Annotated in this window: 11 protein-coding genes; 9 read left to right on the top strand and 2 right to left on the bottom strand. The window is 62.5% G+C overall.

The window, feature by feature from the left end; translation table 11 throughout:
* Window positions 1–243: 243 nt before the first annotated feature.
* Entirely contained in the window at window positions 244–4,044 is a 3,801-nt protein-coding gene (locus G5154_RS14570; protein WP_421251091.1) for a translocation/assembly module TamB domain-containing protein, read from the bottom strand.
* 61 nt (window positions 4,045–4,105) lie between these two features.
* Complete coding sequence (locus tag G5154_RS14565) at window positions 4,106–5,881, bottom strand: autotransporter assembly complex protein TamA (RefSeq protein ID WP_421251092.1); 1,776 nt, start codon at window positions 5,879–5,881, stop codon at window positions 4,106–4,108.
* A 514-nt stretch (window positions 5,882–6,395) separates the two neighbouring features.
* Between G5154_RS14565 and G5154_RS14560 the strand changes: the two genes are divergently transcribed.
* The 9 genes from G5154_RS14560 to G5154_RS14520 all read left to right on the top strand — a co-directional run bounded on the left by G5154_RS14560 (window position 6,396) and on the right by G5154_RS14520 (window position 15,054).
* Complete coding sequence (locus G5154_RS14560; protein WP_421251093.1) at window positions 6,396–6,770, top strand: hypothetical protein; 375 nt, start codon at window positions 6,396–6,398, stop codon at window positions 6,768–6,770.
* A gap of 133 nt (window positions 6,771–6,903) precedes the next feature.
* Window positions 6,904–7,182: a peptidylprolyl isomerase gene (locus tag G5154_RS14555; protein WP_005334269.1), complete on the top strand. Its 279-nt coding sequence runs from the start codon at window positions 6,904–6,906 to the stop codon at window positions 7,180–7,182.
* 179 nt (window positions 7,183–7,361) lie between these two features.
* A complete protein-coding gene (locus G5154_RS14550) occupies window positions 7,362–8,036 on the top strand; it encodes a DUF1499 domain-containing protein (RefSeq protein ID WP_058056019.1) in 675 nt (224 codons plus the stop codon).
* Window positions 8,037–8,061: 25 nt separating this feature from the next.
* Window positions 8,062–8,643 (top strand): carboxymuconolactone decarboxylase family protein, encoded by a 582-nt coding sequence (locus G5154_RS14545; protein WP_421251094.1) that lies wholly within the window; start codon window positions 8,062–8,064, stop codon window positions 8,641–8,643.
* The gene (locus G5154_RS14540) at window positions 8,643–10,796 is read left to right on the top strand and encodes an FAD-dependent oxidoreductase (RefSeq protein ID WP_421251095.1); all 2,154 of its coding nucleotides are present in this window, start codon (window positions 8,643–8,645) and stop codon (window positions 10,794–10,796) included. Before G5154_RS14545 ends, G5154_RS14540 begins: the two co-directional genes overlap by 1 nt.
* Window positions 10,797–10,813: 17 nt before the next feature.
* Window positions 10,814–12,037, top strand: coding sequence for an ABC transporter substrate-binding protein (locus tag G5154_RS14535; protein WP_421251096.1), 1,224 nt, complete (start codon window positions 10,814–10,816; stop codon window positions 12,035–12,037).
* Window positions 12,038–12,114: 77 nt separating this feature from the next.
* Window positions 12,115–13,749 (top strand): ABC transporter permease, encoded by a 1,635-nt coding sequence (locus G5154_RS14530; protein ID WP_421251097.1) that lies wholly within the window; start codon window positions 12,115–12,117, stop codon window positions 13,747–13,749.
* A gap of 23 nt (window positions 13,750–13,772) precedes the next feature.
* Window positions 13,773–14,423, top strand: coding sequence for an ATP-binding cassette domain-containing protein (locus G5154_RS14525; protein ID WP_227340868.1), 651 nt, complete (start codon window positions 13,773–13,775; stop codon window positions 14,421–14,423).
* Between the two features lie 16 nt (window positions 14,424–14,439).
* On the top strand, window positions 14,440–15,054 hold the full coding sequence (locus G5154_RS14520; protein WP_042010154.1) for a CDP-alcohol phosphatidyltransferase family protein: 615 nt from the start codon (window positions 14,440–14,442) through the stop codon (window positions 15,052–15,054).
* Window positions 15,055–15,094: the final 40 nt, after the last annotated feature.

The following is a 15,094-nucleotide window of genomic DNA, read 5'->3' as shown; positions in this document are numbered from 1 at the left end:
GGCCAAAGGGATCAGACTGTAAATCTGACGGCTCTGCCTTCGAAGGTTCGAATCCTTCTCCCTCCACCATCATTCAGCAAACCCGGTCTGGCGCCGGGTTTTCGCATATCTGGCCTGCCCCATCTGCTATTTCTCTTCCCTCCAGTGCCTTATAGCAGTGGCCTGCTGCCAATCACGCAATAAAAACGGGAGGCCTGCGCCTCCCGTTTTACTCTCATCTCTGCCTTGCTACAGAGTGACGCGTTACAGGGTAAAGCGATAGAAGATATCAACCGCCTGAGCCACTCCGCTCATCGCCTGTAGATAGAGCCGTGGCAATACCTCGTAGCGCAGCTTGAATTCGGCGATGGGGCTGAAGACCCCGACCCCGTACTGGAACTGCAAGCCCGGGAGTAGATAGGCCGACAGGGTCACCTGGGTGTTGTCGCCACTGCCCGCGGTATCGAGGGAGACATCGCTCATCCCCAGCGACTCGCCGATGCTCGACACCACGCCGTTGGCCTGACTCACCGCTCCGGCCACCAGCAGACCGTTGAAACCGCCATCCTCACCGCCGGTCTGCAACCCTTTGCCGCGCAGCAGATAAGAGAGCTGTTCCGACTGCGCCATCTGCGGCTCTGAGTAGACAGTGATCTCCGGCTTGCTGGCAGGGCCAGTCACCCGCACCCCGACCGTCACCTGACCCTCGATGGTATCGGGATCCCGGTTAGCCTCGATGTTGAGGAACGGCCGATCCAGCGGACCGGAGAAGAGGATCCGCCCCTCCTTGATGATGAGGTTCTGACCATAGGCCTTGAAGCGGCCGTTGCTCAGCACCAACTGGCCGTTGCCTGCCAGCGGCTTCTCGGGATCCTGACGGATATTGAGACCGCCCGAAACATCGGTCTTAAGCCCCATGGCATCGAGCTTCACATCGTTGCCAAGGCGGATCGCCACCTTCATCGCCAGCGGCAGGCTGGCCTGCTTGGGTGCAGGGGGCAGATCGTCATAGACCACGGTCACATCGTCGGAGACCGCCACTGCCGAATCCGGCAGGCTCTTGACCAGAATGCGCGCCCAGGGAATATCCACCTGACCGGTAATGCGGGTCTCCTCCCCCAGCGACACCGCGATATCGGGCGAGACTCTGACCCGGCCCATGCCCGGATATTGTGCCTCCAGATCCTTACCCTGAATGGTGAGGCTGCCGCTGACCGGCATCTTGGCCCAGCTGAGCCAGCCGCCCAACGCCAGCGGCCCCTTGCCCACCAGCATGGAGCCATCGAGCTCGGCGCGGTTGCCCTCGATCTTGAGGCGGGTCACCAACTTGGTCAGGGTCACCATATCGGAGTGGGTCTGCACTTCACCGTCACGCAGGTTGAGCTGGCCAAACAGCAGGGGCGCCGCCAGGGTGCCGTCGAAACGGGCATCGGCGGAGATGATCCCTTGCAGGGAGCGCACCTCAGGGATCAGCGGCGCAAAGGTATTGAGCTTGAGATCGTCAAACTTGAGCTGACCGCCGAGCAGACCGCGACCGGCAGGCTCCCTGATCAGCAGGTCGGTATCGATATTGCCGATCTGCTTGGAGGCAAAATCGAGGCGAATGGCCGCCTGCTGCCGCTCGAAATCAAGGGCCAGAGCCAGCTGCTGATAGTCGGTCTTGAGGCCATCTGCCACAAAAGTGCCCGGCGTGGTGCGTACCACCGCATGCAGGGTCGGCTGATGGCCGCGCCAGCTGGCGCGGCCATCAGCCGAGAGCATCGCTTGCCAGCGGAAGTTGTCCGGCAACCAGGGGCGTAGCCGCTTGAGATCAAACTCGCTCAGGGCAAACTCCAGAGTCCCCTGCGCAGCGGAGACCTGACTCCCCTTGACGCAGAGGCTGGCCCCCTGGGAGCCGAGGCAGAGATCCCCCATCGCCAGCCGCTGACGCGGCAGATCGAGATCCAGTGCCCAGGGGGAGCTCAAGTCCCAACGGCGCAGCGGGGTTTTCAACTGCAACTCGGAGAGCGCCCCGCGCCAGTGATCCCCGCGCACGCCGCCACCCAGTTTGAGGTTGGCCGCAACAGGGTCACCCTTCATGGTCAGGGTCAACAGATGCTGACTGATATCGCCGCTGAGGTTCAGGGCCATCTGGCTGAGCTTGGTCTCCCCCTGTTTCAGCTGCGCCACCAACAACGCGAGCTCACCGGCCGGTTTGGCGCCGATCACCGCATTGCCCTTGAGGCTAATGCCCTTCAGGTCGGTGCCGGCATAGTAGAGCCGCTCGGAGGCGAGATCCGCATCGATTTTTGGCGTCTGCTGATTGCCACTGACCTTCACCTGCCCCTTGATATCTCCTTTCAGGCCGGGATAGATGCCCCCCAGCTGGGGAGCCTGCAGGTTGGCATCGAGCTTCCACTGGGCGCTGCTGATACTGCCCTTGGCCTGCAACTGGTTGGGGCCACTTTGCAGCGAGAGCGCCGGGATCAGCCACTCCATCTTGTCGTTGCCGCTAAGCTCCCCCTTGAGGGCCAGCGGGTACTGGTTGAGTTTGCCATCCACCTTGAGCTTGGGCAGTTTCAGCTCCCAGTGGCCCGCTTCGTTCATCACGAAACGGCTCTCCAGGTCACCGGCCAGCGTCCCTTTCAGCTCGGGCAGCAGCTCGGCCGGATTGATCCCCTTGAACAGTGTGGTTCCCTGCCACTCGATCCCCTTGTTCCAGGCGAGCTTGCCATCGAGCTTCAGCTCCCCCTTGAGGGCGTTGAGCTGTAAGGCGATCTTGCTGAGCCGCTCAAGATCCCCCTTCCCGTCCAGCGCGAGCTTGAAGGGGGGGACATCGGTTCCCTTGCCGGAGGTATTGAGGGCAAACTGATAGCCGGAGAGCTTGCCCTTGGCAATCAGGCTCCCTTTGTCCAGCCGATAGCTCGGCTCATCTTTGGCAGGCTTGTGCAACGGCCAACCGAGGCTCTTCCAGTCGAGGGCCAGATCAAAGGGCAGATCTGGGTCGAGGGCGGCCAGCGAGCCCTTGAGATTGGCGGCAACCGGCCCCTTGGCCGACAACGCCAACCCCAGCTTGCCAACCGAACCGTTCAGCGCCAGCGTGGCCTGCTCCCCTTGCAACTCGCCATCCAGCAGTCCCTTGCGGGCCTTGGCATCCAGCGTCACCGCCAGCGGGTAGTCGTCACTGAGTTGGATATGGCCCTTGAGCGCCAGATCGGCCATGGCGTGGCGTAGCGAGAACTCGCGCACCTCGATGCGATCGTCGGCAGCAGTGGCCGACAGCAGCAGCCTGTCGAGCCCTTCAATCAGCTCGCCCTGCTTATATTGCACCCAGGTCGCGCTGACCCCTTCCAGCTGGATGGGGAAAGGAAGATGAACGGCGGGCAGGAGAATGGGGGCAGCCTTTGCCGTGTTCGCAGCTGGCGTCCCTTTGCCCTGTTTGGCTGTCTCGGCGCTGGCCTTGTCGTTGCGCGCCACCGCAGCACCGGCTTGCTTCTCGTTAGCGGCCGGCTGCTTGGCAGATTTGGCTGCGCTGGCGGGTGCCGCGTCATCCAGCGTCACCTTCAGGTTATCGAGCACCGGGCCGCGTATAATCAGCCCCTTGCGGTTGAGGGTAGCGCCGATATCGAGGGACCCCAGGGTCACAGCCACACCGGGCACCGCTAGATCGAGATCGGCTACCTTGAGGCTATCGACCTGGATCTTGAGTGGCAGCGGGCGCCAGACAAAGGGTTCGGAAGGCTCTTCCGGTGCTGGCTCGGAGTCGGCTACCTTGACCACCGGATGGGTCAGCTCCAAGGATTTTATCCAGAGCTTGCCCTGCAGCAATTTGCCCAGATCCCAATCGAGCACGGCGCGCTCCACCGTAACATCCACCAGCTCATCCTGCCAGCCCGCCCCTTCCAGGGTCCAGCCATAGCCAAGCTGACCGGCCACCAGCTCCCCCTTGAGAGAGGGCAACGCCCCCTTGGCCTGTTGCCACAACCACTTGTTGCCCTGATGGGTAAAGCCCAGCAGGCTGACGCCGATGAGCAGCAGGAACACCAGCCCCATCAGCCAGAGAAAAATGCGTTTTAGCCAGATCACAATGCAGACCCCCGCGCAAGATACAGCCGCAGCGGCCAAATAAAATAGCGTTTAGACAACATCATAATTCAGGCCCCAATGCGAAATGCAGCCGCAAGGGCTTGTCCTCCTCTGATACCCCGACCGCCAGATCCAGCCTGACCTGACCGATGGGGGTGACCCAGCGCACACCGACGCCGGTACCTATTTTCCAGGGTTCGCTGTAATCGGTGGTGGAGGTACCGCCATCCACAAACATGGCCCCCAGCCACTTCTCGCTGAAGCGGTAGTTGTATTCCAGACTGGCCACGCTGGTGTAGCGGCCACCGGTCAGCTTGCCATCCGGCCCGGTGGGGGAGATGCTCTCGTAACCAAAGCCGCGCACCGTCTGGTCGCCACCGGTAAAGAAGCGCAAAGACGGCGGCACCAACGAGAAGCTGTCACCTATGATGGCCCCCTGCTCTGCCCGCATCAGGAATCTGTGGTTATCGCCTAGAGTTCGCAGCCACTTGCTGCGCCCCCACACCCGCATAAAGCTGATGTCGGAGCCCCATCTGGGGTCTGAGAACTCCAGCGTCAGCTGCTGGCGATCCCCCCAGTCAGGCACCAGGGTGCCGCGCACCCGCAGCCGGGACCAGGAGACTCCCGGGATCAGCAGCAAGCTGTTCCCCTCGTCGGCGCCCTGGGTATAGATCTCGTTCTCCAACCGGATAAAGACGTCCCGATCCCAGCTCTCCGGCCGTCGCGTCCAGCGGTGCACACCGATGGTAGTGAGATCGGAGCGGGTATCGTTGTTGTCCTTGTACTGGTAACCGGTCTGGATGGAGTAGTAGTCCCGCAGCGGGTTACCCACCGGGATCTGGTAGTCGAAGCTGAGCTCTGCCTCCGGCGCCGACACCTTGGCGGTGGCAAACAGACGGTGACCATAGCGGTTGACCCAGGGCTTCTCCCAGGTGGCACTCATCCGCGGCCCCACGTCGGTGGCGTAACCGATACCGGTCTCGATTTCGTGATCGACCCGGTTATCCAGCGTCACCGCGATGGGAACCCGATAGTTGCTCGCCTCGCTCAATACCGGCTTGATATCGACCTGACGGAACAGCTTGGTGGAGGAGACATCCTGCGACATCTCGGCCAGACGGATGGCGAGATAGGGGTCACCGCTCTTGATGTTGATAAGCGGGCGAATAAGGTGAAGCGCTTCGGGTGTCGCGTCGTAGCGGATCTCGCCAAAACGGTAGCGATGGCCCGATTCGAACAGAATAAAGATCTCTGCCGTCCCCTTGTCCGGGAACACCTTGACCTGACTCTTGCTCAGCTTGGCATCAAAGTAACCGCGGGCCAGCCCGAGACTGCCCAGATCGGCCTTGATGGATTCATATTTGGCGTGGTTGAGGGGCTCCCCCTCTTTGAGGGGCAACTTGTCCAGCAGGGCGCTGTAGAGCTCATCGCTGCCCGCATCCCCCTCAAGCAGAATATCGAGGCGGGAGACGATGACCGGCTCCCCCTTGTCCACCTCAATCACCACTTTGGACGGGGTTTTCTTGTCGCGTCTCAGGGTGATTTTCGGCTGGTAGTAGCCATAAACCTGCAGCGCCTTTTGCACGCTCTCGGTGATTTTGGCGCGGGCCGGGCGGTATTGCCGCTCCTGATAAACTGGCAGGGCATTGAGGTAGGCTTCGACGTTATCCTTGTTCTCCCCTTTCAACCCCTTGACCTGATAGGTGAGCTTGGCGGCAAACGCGGGCGAAGCCAGCAGCGACAGCAACAGGCCCACCCCCAGTACCCGCAGGCCGCGGCGAAACGCAGGGCCGGACAGTGAACGCCCTGCCAGCAGGGATGAAATGCATCCTGTCAAAGGTCAATATTCCTGAATCTGTGGTGAAGGAAACCAGCGCCCTTTCGGGCCAACCCCGAATGCGGCGCAGCACGCCATGCAGTGCATGGCCGCGACACAAAAATGCGCGCCAGAAAAATGGCGAACCTTATCCTAACATAGGCATCGGCCAGCGACAGCGCGGCGCCATTGGCAAATTCGCCATATCTTTTAAGAGGTTGACCACAAATCACACATTTTGGTGACAATGACGCCGCCCGCTTTCCCGATGGAAGCGAATTGACCTGCCCTGAATAAGGCTCACCCCACCATCAGGCACCATTTGTCACCTCTCCTCCTCTCTTTGCAACCAGAAACCCACCACGACAGAGTTTGTCGGCATCGCCCCACCCTCACCGTTTAACAGGCCCGGCACACCCTAAAGCCCGCCGTAGCGGGTGATTAAGAATTGCTCGTTCAGCGCAATCGAATTATCCCGCTGCCTTTACAGACGTCCCTCCCTCACACTTGAACCATCAACTGAAGGAGACACATCATGCATGCACGTAGCGAACAGATGGCTGACTATATTGCCGATCGTCTCGAGTTCATCACCTTTCTCGCCTGTTGCAGCGCTCTGCTGGCCCTGCTGACCGGCATGGGTGGCCAACAGGCGCTGGCCTTTACCGCCCTGAACCTGCCGTTTGGCCTCGGCATTTTGCTGGCGATGGCGTTGCTGGCCCCCCTGCCCGTCCACTGGCGGCTGCCGGGGATCACCTTGCTGCTGGCAGGTTGCGCCCTGATGACCCTGCAACTGGGGGGGGAGTGGCTCAATCCGCTGGCCATCTGGAGCCTCTACGCCCTGCTCGGGCTGGAGATCATCTGGCAAGCGCGTCCCCGCGCCATGCTGGCCACCCGCGCTCGCCAGTAACAGTGCTGGCGTGCGCCGACAAGTGACGGGCTGTGATGGCTGACGCCGGTGGCAAATTGGGGTACTCTTGCGCCCCGATTTGCCACCACCCTTGGCGTTAACAACCTTCGCCATCACTCCCAGGAGCGCCCCGATGAAAAAAGCCTGTGCCCAGCACATTCTGGTCAAGACCGAAAAACAGTGTCTGGAGATCAAGGAGAAGATCGAGAAGGGAGCCGACTTCGGCCAGATGGCCAAGCGCTTCTCCACCTGCGCTTCTGCAAAACGCAGCGGCGATCTGGGGGAGTTCAACAAGGGGGATATGGTCAAGCCCTTTGACGATGCGGTATTCAAAGGCGAACTGCTCAAGGTGCTGGGGCCGGTGCGCACCAAGTTCGGCTTCCATCTGATCAAAGTGCTCTATCGCAACTAAGTCATTGCAATTGACCATTTTCTCGGTGAAGCTCCCGTCAGGCGGGCTTCACCTCCCTCTGCATTCCCCTCGCAAAACTGACCAAAACCACGCCAAACTCTCATCAATTTACTAACGTTATCAGGCAATTAAGTTTATCCTTCTCGGCATTGTCCACATTCGACGATGGATCCCGTGCTATGCCCCGCTCTTGCTTGTGGCCCCTGCTGGCCTGGTTACTCCCGCTCGCTGGCGCCCTCGGCAGCCGCCTTCATCTCTGGCCCTGGTGGATAGGTTTTGCGATCTGTCTCATCGGAGCCCTTGTCTCCCTGATCTTGCTGGTGCGTCTGCCCTGGAGCCGCAACCGCTACGCCAGCGGCCTTGGCGCCTTACCGCTACTGCTGCCCCTGACATTTGTGGCACAGGCGCTGCGCATGCCGCTGATCAACGATGTGAGCACAGATCCCTACAATCCCCCCCAGCTACGCTGGGCGGCAGAGCTGAGAACAGCGCAGGATCTGCCAATAAATAGCGCTCCGCTGAAAGCAGTTGAGGCAAAACCCGGTCCTCTCTTTACCAGGGCCTCTCCTGCCGAAGTGGTGATTGAAGCCAACGAACTGATGCAGGAGCTGGGCTGGCAGGTACGACCCAGCCCCGACGGTCTGGATGCGGTGGTTACCACCGGCTGGTTCGGCTTTCAGGATGATGTGGCGCTGCGAGTCTTTGCTGGCCCCAAAGAGACCCGCATCGATATGCGATCAGCCTCCCGTCAGGGGCAAAGCGATCTGGGCACCAACCGGGCGCGGATCGAGGATTTCCTGACCCGCCTGAACGAGCGCCTCGGTCAGGCCTACAAACCCAACTTGAAACCGTAAGTGTGAAACAACAAGAAGGTAACTGATGCGCGTTGAGGTCAAACCCGACCGGGAATATGCCTGGTTTATCCGCCCCTTTTTCTGGCTGCAAAAGCGCAACTATGGTCAGGTGCTTATTCCGGGCAAGTGCTGGGGCCGCTCGCCGCGCCTCTTTGCCGCCGTCGCCACCCTCTACGGCGTCATCAACCGCAAGCGCTCCCCCATCGACCCCGTGCTGCGCTCGCTGGTGACGGTGCGGGTCTCCCAGCTCAACTGGTGTCGTTTTTGCGTCGACATCAATGCCATGACCCTGGTAAAGAGAGCCGGCTCCAGCGAGAAGGTGGAGGCGCTAGCCAACTGGCGCGAAAGCCCCTTGTTCGACGAGCGGGAAAAAGCGGTGCTCGACTACACCGAAGCGATGACTGGCCTCGATGGGGTGAGCGATGAGCAGGCAGCCCGCCTCAAGCCCTGGTTCAACGACGATGCCATGGTGGAGCTGACCGGCCTTATCGCATTCCAGAACATGTCGGCCAAGTTCAACGCCGCCCTCGATATCGCGCCGCAGGGCTTCTGTCAGCTGCCGGTGCAACCGGAACGCCCTGCCCAGCCAGACAGCAAGGACGCCTGATGAACCGGACCCGCCTGCTGCTTGCACTGGTGATGGGGGGCCTTATCGGCACCTTTTTTGCTCTCGATCTTGGCCGTTACCTCACTCTGGACGCCTTGCAGGCCCAGCAGGCGGCAGTGGCGCAATGGGTTGACAGCCACTTTGTCTCGGCCAGCCTGCTGTTCGTGCTTGTCTATGTGCTGAGCACAGCCCTCTCCCTGCCCGGCGCCAGCTTGCTCACTCTGGGTGGCAGCGCTGTGTTCGGCGTCGCCTGGGGGCTGCTGCTGGTCTCCTTTGCCAGCACCCTAGGCGCGACCCTAGCCTTTCTCAGCGCCCGCTTTCTGCTGCGCGACTGGGTTGAGCAGCGCTTTGGCGACAAACTGGCCACCTTTCAGTCCGGCATGGCGAAGGAGGGAGCCTTCTATCTGCTCAGCCTGCGCCTCATCCCCATCTTCCCCTTCTTTTTGGTCAATCTGCTGATGGGGCTCACCTCCATCAGAGTCAGCACCTACTACTGGGTCAGCCAGCTTGGCATGCTGCCCGGCACCTTCGTCTATGTGCTGGCGGGCAGCGAGCTTGGCCAGTTGACCAGCACCGGCAATATTCTCTCCCCCGGCCTGATGGTCGCGTTGACCCTGCTGGGGCTGATGCCCTGGCTGGTCAAGAAATTGACCACACACCTCGCCCAACGGCGCCTGCTCGCCCCTTACCGTAAACCCGCTCGCTATGACTACAACCTGCTGGTGATCGGTGCCGGTGCAGGTGGGTTGGTTACCAGCTATATCGCGGCAGCAGTGAAGGCCAAGGTGGCGCTCATCGAGAAGCACAAGATGGGGGGCGATTGCCTCAACAGCGGCTGTGTCCCCTCCAAGGCGCTGATCCGAAGCGCCCGCTTTGCCGCAGAGCAGCGTAAAGCCGACGAGCTGGGCTTTAGCCAAAGCCACTCCCGCGCCGATTTTGCGGCGGTGATGGCACGGGTGGCTGAGGTGATCAAGGAGGTCGAGCCCCACGACTCCATCGAACGCTATCAGGGGCTTGGAGTGGAGTGCATCGAAGGAGAGGCGCGGCTGGTCTCCCCCTGGGAGGTGGAGGTTAACGGCAAGCGCCTTGCCAGCCGCCATATCGTTATCGCCACCGGCGCTCGGCCGCTGGTGCCCAAGCTGCCGGGGCTGGATCAGGTGCCTTACCTCACCTCGGATAGCCTCTGGCAGCTGCGCACCCCGCCGCGCCGCCTGCTGGTGCTGGGCGGTGGCCCCATCGGCTGCGAGCTGGCCCAGAGCTTCGCTCTGCTCGGCATTCCCGTGACCTTGGTGGAACTCTCGGAGCAACTGCTGCCCCGCGAAGATCGAGCGGTCGCCGATGCGCTGGCCGGGCAGATGAGCCGCGATGGCGTGCAGCTACTCACCGGTTGGCGCGCCGAACGAGCCGACTATCTGCCCGCAGCCGAGGGGGATCTCCCCATCCGACTGCAACTGCGCCGTGGCGACGAGACGCAAATAGTTGAAGGCGATCAGCTGCTGCTGGCACTGGGTCGGGTCGCCAACGTCAGCGGCTTCGGGCTCGAAGCATTGGGGGTCGAGCTTGCCCCCCGCGGCACCCTAGCGGTCGATGGCTTCCTCACCACCAACTTCCCCAGCATACTGGCGGTGGGAGACGTAGCGGGCCCTTACCAGTTCACCCACTTCGCCGCCCATCAGGCCTGGTATGCGGCGGTCAATGCCCTGTTTGGTCAGTTCAAGCGCTTTCGGGCCGACTATCGGGTCATTCCGGCGGCCACCTACACCACGCCGGAGATTGCCCGGGTCGGCCTCAATCGCAAGGAAGCCGAGGCGCAGGGGATTTCCTTCGAGGCGACCCGCTTCGAGCTGGCCGAGCTGGATCGTGCCATTGCCGATGGGGAGCGCCACGGTTTTGTCGAGGTGCTGACCGTGCCGGGCAAGGATACTATCCTTGGCGCCACCATAGTGGGCACTCACGCCGGTGAGCGGATCGCCGAGTTCGTGCTCGCCATGCGTCACCGCCTTGGCCTTGGCAAGATCCTCGGCACCATTCACGCCTATCCCACCCTGATGGAGGGGAACAAATATGTGGCGGGTGAATGGAAACGGGCCCACCAGCCCACCCGGGTGCTGGCGTTGCTGGCCCGTTATCACCGCTGGCGCCGTGGCGCCTGACAACCAGAGAAACGTTTATGCTCAAGCCATTCTCACAGCTCTGCTCACACCTCAACTCACACTGCAGATCTCGGCTCAAACAGCGGCTAAATGCGCTGCTGTGCGCCCTGCCCCTGCTGGCCAGCGGCCCGCTGTTGGCGGCCAACCCAGACGATAACTGGCAACGGACCCTTGAGGAGGCGAAGGGACAGACCGTCTACTTCAACGCCTGGGGCGGCAGCCCGGAGATCAACGCCTATCTGGTGTGGGCCGGGCAGGAGCTGGCGCGCGACTATCAGGTCAAACTGGTGCAGGTGAAGGTGGATGACATTGCCCAGAGCGTCAGCCAGTTGCTGGCCAACAAGCAGGCGGGCAAGCAAGCTGGCGGCCCCATCGACCTGCTCTGGGTCAACGGCGAGAACTTCAAGGCGCTCAAGGAGCAGGGGCTGCTTGGCGCTCCCTTTACCGCCGAGCTGCCCAACATGGCGCTGGTCGACAGCAGCCTGCCGGTGAGTGAGGACTTCACCCTGCCGGTGGAAGGGCTGGAAGCCCCCTGGGGCATCGGCCAGCTCAATCTGATGGTCGATACCGAAGAGGTCGCCAGCCCGCCCACCTCGGCTGCAGCCCTGCTGGCATGGGCCAAGGCCCATCCCGGCCGCTTCACCTATCCCAAGCCGCCCCAGTTCCATGGCTCCAGTTTCCTCAAGCAGATCCTGCTGGAGCTGACCCTGGATCCCGCCCCCCTCTATCGGGAGGCGACCGAGAGCGATTTTGCCCAACTCACCGCCCCGCTCTGGGCCTGGCTCGATGAGCTGCACCCGGCGCTCTGGCGCAAGGGTAAACTGTTCCCTACCAGCGCCGCCGAGACCCGCCAACTGCTCGATGATGGCGAACTGGCCATGGCCATCAGCTTCAACCCGCAGGAGGCGCAGAGCGCCGCTCAGATTGGTGCCCTGCCCCCCAGTGTGGAGGCAGTCGCCATGGAGAAAGGGGCGCTCACCAACAGCCATTTTCTCGCCATCCCCTTCAACGCCAGTGCCCGTGCGGGTGCCAAGGTGGTGGCCAACTTCCTGCTGAGCCCGGCGGCGCAGGCACGAAAAGCCAATCCGGCTTTCTGGGGTGATCCCAGCGTGCTGCAGGCCGATGCCCTGCCTGACTCCGCCAAAGAGCAACCGGCACTGCGCTTCAAAGCGGTGGCCGAGCCTCACCCCAGCTGGCAGCTCAAGCTGGAAGCAGCCTGGGCCGAGCGCTACGGCCACTGATGAGTGCTGCTGGTCACCCGCTTACCCGCTCCCGACCGTGGCGCCGGTTGACACGCCACCCCAGTATGAATGTGGGGATGGCGGTCATTTATCTGGCGCTCTTCGTCATCCCATTGCTGGCGGGGCTGTGGCAACTGCTGGCGGAGGGGATGGCCGCCTCTCATCTCGCCTTGCTGCTGGCCCAACCCGGTCTTTGGTACTCAGCAGCGCTGAGTCTGTGGATTGGCGCCGCCTCCACCCTTGGCAGCCTGCTGATGACAGCACTGCTGCTGGCCCACAGCGACAGCCGGGCTTTCGGGCTGCTCCGCCGTCTGCTCTCGCCCATGCTGGCAATGCCCCACGTCGCCTTTGCCATCGGCTTTGCCTTTCTGCTCGCCCCCTCCGGCTGGCTGCTGCGGCTCCTCTCGCCAGCTCTAACGGGGTTTGATCTTCCCCCCGATTGGCAAACCATTCGGGATCCTTGGGGGCTCGGGCTGATTGCACTGTTCGTTTTCAAGGAGACCCCCTTTTTGCTGCTGATGGCGATGGCCGCGCAGCAACCCATCCAGCTGGCACGCCAGCAGTGGCTGGGGACAAGCCTTGGCTTCAGCGCCCCCCAGATCTGGTGGCGCCTGCTGCTGCCCGCCCTCTGGCCTGCCCTGCGCCTGCCCATCTATGCGGTGGCGGCCTACGGAGTGGCGGTGGTGGATCTCGCCCAGCTGCTCGGGCCTGACACCCCCGCCCCGCTGGCGGTACGGCTGTGGCTTTGGTATCAGGATCCGGATCTGCTCTGGCGCGGCGCCACCGCCAGCGGCGCCCTGCTGCTGCTCGCTATCACGGCGCTGCTGATCGCCATGCTCAGATTACTGGAGTGGCTTCATCAAGAGGTGGGCAAAGGCTGCTGGCTCGATGGCAAACGAGCTGCGTCCCACTCCTTTGCCAACCGGCTCGCAGCAGGCTCTGCACTCACTCTGATCACCCTCAATCTGGCGGTGCTGGCGGCCCTGCTACTCTGGTCACTGGCGCGCCGCTGGCCCTTTCCCGCCCTCTGGCCCAGCCAGTGGAGCAGTCATTACTGGCTGGATCTGCTGCCAACCCTGCTGCCACTGCTGGCAACCAGCGTACTGCTGGCGCTGGTGAGCGGCTTGCTGGCACTGATGATGGCGGTGTGTAGTCTGGAGGCGCAAGCCGGGCGCCGCCCCTGGCCGCTCTGGCTCATCTGCCTGCCGCTGTTGCTGCCACAGGCGAGCCTGCTGTTTGGTATCCGGCTCGGGTTGGACTGGCTTGCACATGACTCGATAAGCAGCGGCATTGGCTGGGGCTGGGTGCTCTGGAGCCAGCTGCTGTTTGTCTTTCCCTATGTCTATTTGTGTCTGCACGGCCCCTATCGCCAGTTCGATCCACGGATCACCCAGAGCGCCCTGCTGCTGGGGGCAACGCCATGGCGAGCCTGGTGGCAAGTGAAAGCGCCGCTGCTGGCGCGCCCGCTGCTGTTTGCCTTCAGCGTCGGGGCGGCGGTGAGTTTGGCCCAGTATCTGCCGACCCTGCTCTTTGGTGCTGGCAGAGTGGTCACCATCACCACCGAAGCGGTGGCCATCGGCAGCGGCCTCAACCGGCGGCTGGCGGGGCTCTACGGCCTGCTGCAACTGCTGCTGCCGCTCGTTATCTATCTGCTGGCGCTATGGCTGCCAGCGCGGATCAATCCGGCGCTCAAGGGGGGCGGCTCACGATGAACTCTCACGATGGAAACAGCCATATGCTGAGCACCACGCCTCTTCGACTTTACCTTGATGAAAATCTGCTGCTTTCGCTGCCCCCCCTGCAGGTGGCCCCCGGCGAGGTATTGACCCTGATGGGGCCAAGCGGCTGCGGCAAAAGCTCCCTGCTGGCGGGGCTGGCCGGGGTACTACCGAGCGCGCAGACAGAAAATGGCCCGATCCGGCTGGAGGGGGAGATAAGGCTCGGCGAGCGGCCACTCAACACCTTGCCTGCGCAAGCGCGGCGCATCGGCATGCTGTTTCAGGATGACCTGCTGTTCGACCATCTGACAGTGGCGGAGAACCTGATGTTCGGCATGCCTGCGATCATCAAGGGAAAACGTGCGCGGCGGGAAAAGGCGCTGACCGCATTGGCACAGGTCGCACTGGCGGATCAGGCTGACAAGCTGCCACAACTGTTGTCAGGGGGTCAGCGAGCGCGGGTCAGTCTGCTGCGGGCGCTGTTGGCGGAACCCGACGCCCTGCTGCTGGACGAGCCCTTCTCCCGCCTCGACAAGCCGCTGCGGGCCGCCTTTCGCGAGCTGGTGTTCGCGCAGATCAAGGCGCTGGCCATCCCCGCCATCTTGGTGACCCACGATGCGGAAGACGCACCGGGCACCATACTCAACCTCACCGAATGCCACTGTTAACCGAGGAGTGTTCACCTTGTTTGATCGCCATCTGATCCCCGTGATCCGCAGCCCCCTCACCCAGCTTGCCAAACCGCTCTGCCGCGCCGGGATCAGTGCCAATCAGGTGAGCCTCACCGGCTTTGCCATCGGCATGTTGGCGCTGCCGCTACTGGCCTTTGGCTGCTATCAATGGGCGCTCGCAGCCATTCTGCTCAACCGGCTGCTGGACGGGCTCGATGGCGCCGTGGCGCGGGAAACCGGCATCACCGACTGCGGCGGCTTTCTCGACATCACCCTCGACTTTATTTTCTACGCCGCCGTGGTGCTGGGCTTTGCCCTCGCCGCCCCCGCCAATGCGCTGCCCGCCGCCACCCTGCTGTTTGCCTTTATGGGCACCGGCTCGAGCTTTCTGGCGTTTGCCATCATGGCGGGCAAGCGGGGCATCGACAATCCGGTCTACCACCACAAATCCCTCTACTATCTGGGCGGCCTCACCGAGGGGAGCGAGACCATCGCCCTCTTTGTGCTGATGTGCCTGTGGCCCGCCGCCTTCGCCCCGCTCGCCTACGGCTTTGCCCTGCTCTGCGCCATCACCACCCTGACCCGACTCTGGAGCGGCTACCACACGCTACGTCCCCCCCAGCCCTAAACAGCACAGCCCTCACCGGAGGGCTAATCCATCGCACGAT

Origin of the sequence: Aeromonas sp. 600527 (genome assembly GCF_049175415.1) — a bacterium.
Classification (GTDB): domain Bacteria; phylum Pseudomonadota; class Gammaproteobacteria; order Enterobacterales; family Aeromonadaceae; genus Aeromonas; species Aeromonas veronii_A.
This window is presented reverse-complemented; position numbering and strand designations above follow the sequence as displayed.